This is a genomic window from Streptomyces sp. NRRL B-24085 (assembly GCF_001282115.1).
Taxonomy (GTDB): domain Bacteria; phylum Actinomycetota; class Actinomycetes; order Streptomycetales; family Streptomycetaceae; genus Streptomyces.
In genome coordinates this window covers 1-5,584 of record NZ_LJBR01000599.1, presented here as the reverse complement: position 1 = coordinate 5,584, position 5,584 = coordinate 1, and the positions used below count along the sequence as shown (strand labels likewise).

The window sequence follows — 5,584 nt, the reverse complement described above, 5'->3', positions numbered from 1 at the left end:
CCTCCCGGGCCTCCTCCCGGGCCTGGGCATCCAGGGCGAGGACGCCAACTAGCCCTTCGAGTACGACGGTGGGGGCGCCCTTCACAGGAAGGGCGCCCCCACCGTCGTACGACAGACAACCTCAGAAGAACACCGACCTGCGCTGCACCAGCAGCTTGTACAGCGTGTGCTGGATCTGTTCCCTCACCTGGTCGGTCAGGTTGAACATCAGCATCGGGTCCTCGGCGGCCTCCGGCGGGTAGCCGTCCGTGGGGATCGGCTCGCCGAACTGGATCGTCCACTTGGTGGGGAGGGGGACGGCACCCAGGGGGCCCAGCCAGGGGAACGTCGGCGTCAGCGGGAAGTACGGGAAGCCCAGCAGACGCGCGAGGGTCTTCGCGTTGCCGATCATCGGGTAGATCTCCTCCGCGCCCACGATCGAGCACGGAATGATCGGGGTGCGCTGCCGCAGGGCCGTCGAGACGAAACCGCCCCGGCCGAAGCGCTGGAGCTTGTAGCGCTCGCTGAAGGGCTTGCCGATGCCCTTGAAGCCCTCCGGCATCACACCGACCAGCTCGCCCTGCCCGAGCAGCCGTTCGGCGTCCTCCGCGCAGGCCAGCGTGTGGCCGAGCTTGCGGGCGAGTTCGTTGACCACCGGCAGCATGAACACCAGGTCCGCCGCCAGCAGCCGCAGATGCCGGTTCGCGGGATGGTGGTCGTGGACGGCGACCTGCATCATCAGCCCGTCCAGCGGCAGCGTCCCGGAGTGGTTGGCGACGATCAGCGCGCCGCCCTCCGCCGGGATGTTCTCGACGCCCTTCACCTCGACCCGGAAGTACTTCTCGTACACCGGCCGCAGCAGGGACATCAGGACCTGGTCGGTGAGTTCCTCGTCGTAGCCGAAGTCGTCGACCTCGTAGTCCCCGGTGAGCCGGCGGCGCAGGAAGCTGAGCCCCGCGGCGATCCGCCGCTCCAGGCCGCCCTCGTCGTGCGCCTGCGGCGGCTGTTCCTCACGCGTCACGGGATCATCATCCTGCGCGGAAGCCCCGCTGGGCAGGGGCTGGACCTCACGGACCAGCGCGGGCTCGGAGCCCTTGCGTCGACTCCCCGCGCTCCGGCGCCGCGCCGGCCGCTGTACGGCGCCTGCGCGGGACCGGTCGTCGTCGAACGGAATGACCTTGGCGTCCGCCATCGTTGATGCGCTCCTCAGTTGGCGCTCTGCGTCGGGGGGTTGCCGCCGCCCGCGAGGGGCAGCGCGGCGATCCGGTCGACGGCCCCCGCGAGGGCCTCCGGCGGCAGCAGCCCGGGACCCTGGCTGCGCGCGAAGTCCGCGAAGGTCTCCGCCGTCGTGTACTTCGGCCGGAATCCGAGCGTCTCGCGCATCTGGACCGTCGACACGACCCGGCCGTGGGTGAGCAGCCGGATCTGCTCGGGCGAGAAGTCCGTCATCCCCAGCGTACGGACCAGCGAGCCGGCCCAGGTGACGGCCGGCAGCAGCAGGGGCACGGTGGGCCGCCCGAGCCGCCGGGAACACTGCGACAGCAGCAGGACCCCGTCGCCCGCGATGTTGAAGGTGCCGCTGTTGAGCGTGCCCCGCTCGGGTTCGTGCGAGGCGATCCTGAGCACGTCGATCACGTCGTCCTCGTGCACGAACTGGAGCCGCGGATCGTATCCGAGCACGGTCGGCAGCACCGGCAGCGCGAAGTACGAGGCGAGCGGGGTGTCCGCGGTCGGCCCCAGGATGTTGGCGAACCTGAGCACGCACACGGCCACGTCGGGCCGCCGCCGGGCGAAGCCCCGCACGTACCCCTCGACCTCGACCGTGTCCTTGGCGAAGCCGCCGGACGGCAGCGACTTGGGCGGGGTGGTCTCCGTGAACACGGCGGGATCGCGGGGCGCGGAGCCGTACACGTTGGTACTGGACTTCACCACGAGCCGCTGCACGTTCGGCGACTTCTGGCAGGCACCGAGGAGCTGCATGGTGCCGATGACGTTGGTCTCCTTGACCGTGGTCCGGCTCCCGCTGCCGAGCGCCATCGCCGTCACATCCAGGTGTACGACCGTGTCGGCGGCCGTCTCGGCCAGCACCCGGGCGATGCCGGGCTGCCGGATGTCCGCCTGGATGAAGTCGGCCCCGCCCAGGTGGTGCTCCGGCGACACCGCGTCCACGGCGATCACCCGGTCCACCTGCGGGTCACGCTGTATGCGCCGGACGAACCGGCCGCCCAGCTGTCGGGCCACTCCGGTGACGAGCACGACCTTTCCCAAGATCCGCGCCTTCCTTCCAGCCGTAGTCCAGCCCCAAAAGGACCCGTGTACAGCCCCGGTCCTGTGCCGCGTTCCCCGTGTCCCGCCAACTTAGCGGTTCGATGTCGCCCTGTGATGACCGCCCACTGCGCGAGGTGACGACATCCGGCCCGAACGGACCCCATGACACGCGTGTGGCCCCCCACCGATATCAGGTGGGGGGCCACAACCACGCTTACGCGGCGTCGCTTACTTCTTGTTGCGACGCTGAACGCGCGTGCGCTTGAGCAGCTTGCGGTGCTTCTTCTTGGCCATCCGCTTGCGCCGCTTCTTGATAACAGAGCCCACGACTACCCTCGCTCACTTCTCATCACTCGGTGCTGGGCGCCATGGGCCCATACGACCTACGAGGGGCTAGCCTACCCGCCCGAGCGCTGAGGTCGTAATCGAGGTGAACCGGGGAGATCCGGCAGGGGTCCACGAGTGCCCTGAGGCCCCCTTGGAACCTCCCCGAGTCCGGTCGTCGTCAGGCCGTCTCCACCCCCACATAGCTCTCGCGGAGGTACTCGTGAACCGCGTTCTCGGGGACACGGAAGGACCGTCCCACCCTGATCGCGGGCAGATGACCGCTGTGCACCAACCGGTACACGGTCATCTTCGACACTCGCATCACCGAGGCGACCTCCGCCACGGTAAGGAACTGAACCTCACTCAGAGGCCTCTGTTCAGCAGCCATGACACACCTGAACCTTCCGCACTCGACGGCCACCGGCTTCCCCTTCCGGTGACTCTTCGTCGCTGCGTGCTCACTCCCCAATGTAGGGGCGGGTGATGCAAGTGGGGAAGAGGTGCACCCATCGGCGGCCTACTGTGACAGACACGCTCGATTGAGTACGTAGCGGGTCAGCGGCCGGTAGTAATCGGACCGCACAGCGTCATCAAGTGGAACGACGACGGACACGGCCCCCTCCGCCTCCCCCACGAAGAGCGCGGGGTCGTCCGTATCCGCGAGCCCAATGACCTCACACCCGAGCTGACCTGCCCCGCAGACCCATCCGTGATCCCCGATCACGAGCTCGGGAAGCGGCCCGCCGCTCTCCGCCGCGGCCGCCAGGGCAGTACGAACCGGGAGTGGCGAGTGCGTGTGTGCGCCGGTCTCACAACCGGAGCTCTCCGCGTCCGGTTCCCGCACGAGCGCGACTCCTCGTACGTACTCAAGGTTGTACGTACGTAGACCGAACCGGGTCGTTATGTCGACACAGCGACCATGCGCAGGGGTGAGGACGGTACATCCCGCCGCCGAGAGGGCGTCCGCGAGGGCGGCGTAGAAACCGAGCAGTCGGTGCGGGTGGCCGGTGCCGAGGAGCACGGCCCCGCTGCGCTGGGAAACTGCCGCGAGCCGCTCCGCGAAGGCGTCGAGCGCGACGAGCGTCCGTTCAGGATCGATCACGTCCCGGCCAGTTGTACACCTGGGATCGCCCGAAACCCCGCACTTGTCGGCCATGAGACCGATCAGATCCCGCTCATTCCAGGACCGTTCAGGGTCAATCCCGATCAGCACTCTGGGGTCCCGGGCCGCGAACAACCGATAGCTCCGCAGACTCTCCTCCCGCGAGGTGGCCACGGACCCGGCTAGACGAGCGGCCAGCAGATGGGCGCGGAGAGCGCCGGTGCTCAACACGGGAGAGATGGTGGCGGATGAAGGGGTGAGGAGGAGAGGGGAACAGAGAAACACCGCACAGTCGGAGTAACCCAGGGGCGCGGGGCCCGGTCGATATGCGGCTCCGCCGCGCGGGCGCGACCAGCCACATCGCACCCGCAGCCGCCCCGCAACCGGACGCGGCACCCCTTTGGGCGCCCTAGGCCAACAGCCCCCGCAACGGAAACACCGCCCGCCGCGTGGCCAGCACCGCCTGATCCAGCCGATCCGCGGGGTCGTACCCCGCCTCCCACTCCGCGTAGGACACCGGCCACCGCCCGTCCGTCATCCGCGCCGGCGCCAACTGCCGGGTCCGGGCGAACACTTCCTGACGCCACCCCTCGGGAATCATCGTCTCGGGCTCGATGGGCCGCCCCGCGGCGATCGCCACCAGATGCGTCCAGGACCGGGGCACGACGTCCACCACGGCGTACCCACCGCCCCCGAGCGCGATCCACCGCCCCCCGGCGTACTCGTGCGCCATCTCGTGGCAGGCGACCTGCACCGCACGCTGAGCGTCCAACGACACCGCGAGATGGGCCAGCGGATCCTCGAAGTGCGTGTCGGCCCCGTGCTGCGTCACCAGCACATCCGGCCGGAAGTCGGCGATCAGCTCCGGGACCACCGCGTGGAACGCCCGCAGCCACCCGGCGTCCCCCGTCCCCGCCGGCAGGGCCACGTTCACCGCGCTGCCCTCGGCCGCGTCCGCCCCCGTCTCCTCCGGCCACCCGGTCTGCGGGAACAGCGTCCTGGGGTGCTCGTGCAGGGAGATCGTCAGTACCCGCGGGTCCTCCCAGAACGCCGCCTGCACCCCGTCCCCGTGATGGACGTCCACGTCCACATAGGCGACCCGCGAAGCCCCCAGCTCCAGCAGCCGCGCAATGGCGAGCGAGGCGTCGTTGTAGATGCAGAACCCCGAGGCACCGCCGGGCATCGCGTGGTGCAGCCCGCCCGCGAAGTTCACCGCGTGCAGCGCCTCCCCCCGCCACACGGCCTCGGCCGCCCCCACCGACTGCCCGGCGATCAGCGCGGACACCTCGTGCATCCGCTCGAAGGCCGGGTCGTCCATGGTCCCCAGCCCGTACGACTGGTCGGCCGCATCCGGGTCCACGGAGGCCGCCTTCACGGCCTCGACGTAGTCCTCCCGGTGCACGAGCCGCAGGGTCGACTCGCCCGCCGCCTTCGCGGCCACGACCTCCACGTCCCGGTCCAGCCCGAAGGCGTCCACCAGTCGCCGGGTCAGATCGAGCCGGACCGGATCCATCGGATGGTCCGGGCCGAAGTCATAGCCCGTTACTGCCTCGTCCCACATCAGCTGTGCGCGGCCGCTCATGCCCGCCACCGTATCGGTCCGGTTGAGCCGCGAACGACTTGGCGTACACCAGCGTCACCAGCACCAACACCATCGGCACGAGCATGGCCCCGCGATAGCTCCACGCGTCCCCCAAGGCCCCCACCAACGGCGAACCCACAAGAAACCCCACGTAGTTGAAGACATTGAGCCGCGCCACCGCCGCGTCCGACGCCCCCGGGAACAACCGCCCGGCCGCCGCGAAGGTCTGCGGCACCAGCACACACAGCCCCATCCCCAGCAGCGTGAACCCGAGCATCCCCACCCACGGCCCGGGCGCCACGGCCACCACCGCGAACCCCCCGGCC

Annotated in this window: 7 protein-coding genes; all 7 read right to left on the bottom strand. The window is 69.8% G+C overall.

Going from position 1 to position 5,584, the window contains the following annotated elements:
- Positions 1-121: 121 nt before the first annotated feature.
- On the bottom strand, positions 122-1,171 hold the full coding sequence (locus tag AOJ26_RS40075) for a lysophospholipid acyltransferase family protein (protein WP_053853256.1): 1,050 nt from the start codon (positions 1,169-1,171) through the stop codon (positions 122-124).
- A 14-nt stretch (positions 1,172-1,185) separates the two neighbouring features.
- Positions 1,186-2,247, bottom strand: coding sequence for an NAD-dependent epimerase/dehydratase family protein (locus tag AOJ26_RS40070; RefSeq protein ID WP_053853255.1), 1,062 nt, complete (start codon positions 2,245-2,247; stop codon positions 1,186-1,188).
- Between the two features lie 228 nt (positions 2,248-2,475).
- Positions 2,476-2,574, bottom strand: coding sequence for a 30S ribosomal protein bS22 (locus AOJ26_RS42555; RefSeq protein WP_003948845.1), 99 nt, complete (start codon positions 2,572-2,574; stop codon positions 2,476-2,478).
- A gap of 178 nt (positions 2,575-2,752) precedes the next feature.
- Positions 2,753-2,962 carry a helix-turn-helix domain-containing protein gene (locus tag AOJ26_RS40065; RefSeq protein WP_016437488.1) on the bottom strand — a complete coding sequence of 70 codons (210 nt, stop codon included), beginning with the start codon at positions 2,960-2,962 and terminating at the stop codon, positions 2,753-2,755.
- A 129-nt stretch (positions 2,963-3,091) separates the two neighbouring features.
- A complete protein-coding gene (locus tag AOJ26_RS40060) occupies positions 3,092-3,907 on the bottom strand; it encodes a phosphatase (protein WP_053853257.1) in 816 nt (271 codons plus the stop codon).
- A 178-nt stretch (positions 3,908-4,085) separates the two neighbouring features.
- The gene (locus AOJ26_RS40055) at positions 4,086-5,258 is read right to left on the bottom strand and encodes an acetoin utilization protein AcuC (protein ID WP_053853254.1); all 1,173 of its coding nucleotides are present in this window, start codon (positions 5,256-5,258) and stop codon (positions 4,086-4,088) included.
- The coding region (locus AOJ26_RS40050) for an MFS transporter (RefSeq protein WP_143663605.1) at positions 5,209-5,584 on the bottom strand (376 nt) is incomplete at its 5' end. The genes AOJ26_RS40050 and AOJ26_RS40055, both read right to left, overlap by 50 nt.

Bases quoted from the DNA above. Each gene is read 5' to 3' on its own strand.
- AOJ26_RS40075 (WP_053853256.1), bottom strand. From the start codon at position 1,171: ATGGCGGACGCCAAGGTCATTCCGTTCGACGACGACCGGTCCCGCGCA.
- AOJ26_RS40065 (WP_016437488.1), bottom strand. From the start codon at position 2,962: ATGGCTGCTGAACAGAGGCCTCTGAGTGAGGTTCAGTTCCTTACCGTG.
- AOJ26_RS40055 (WP_053853254.1), bottom strand. From the start codon at position 5,258: ATGAGCGGCCGCGCACAGCTGATGTGGGACGAGGCAGTAACGGGCTAT.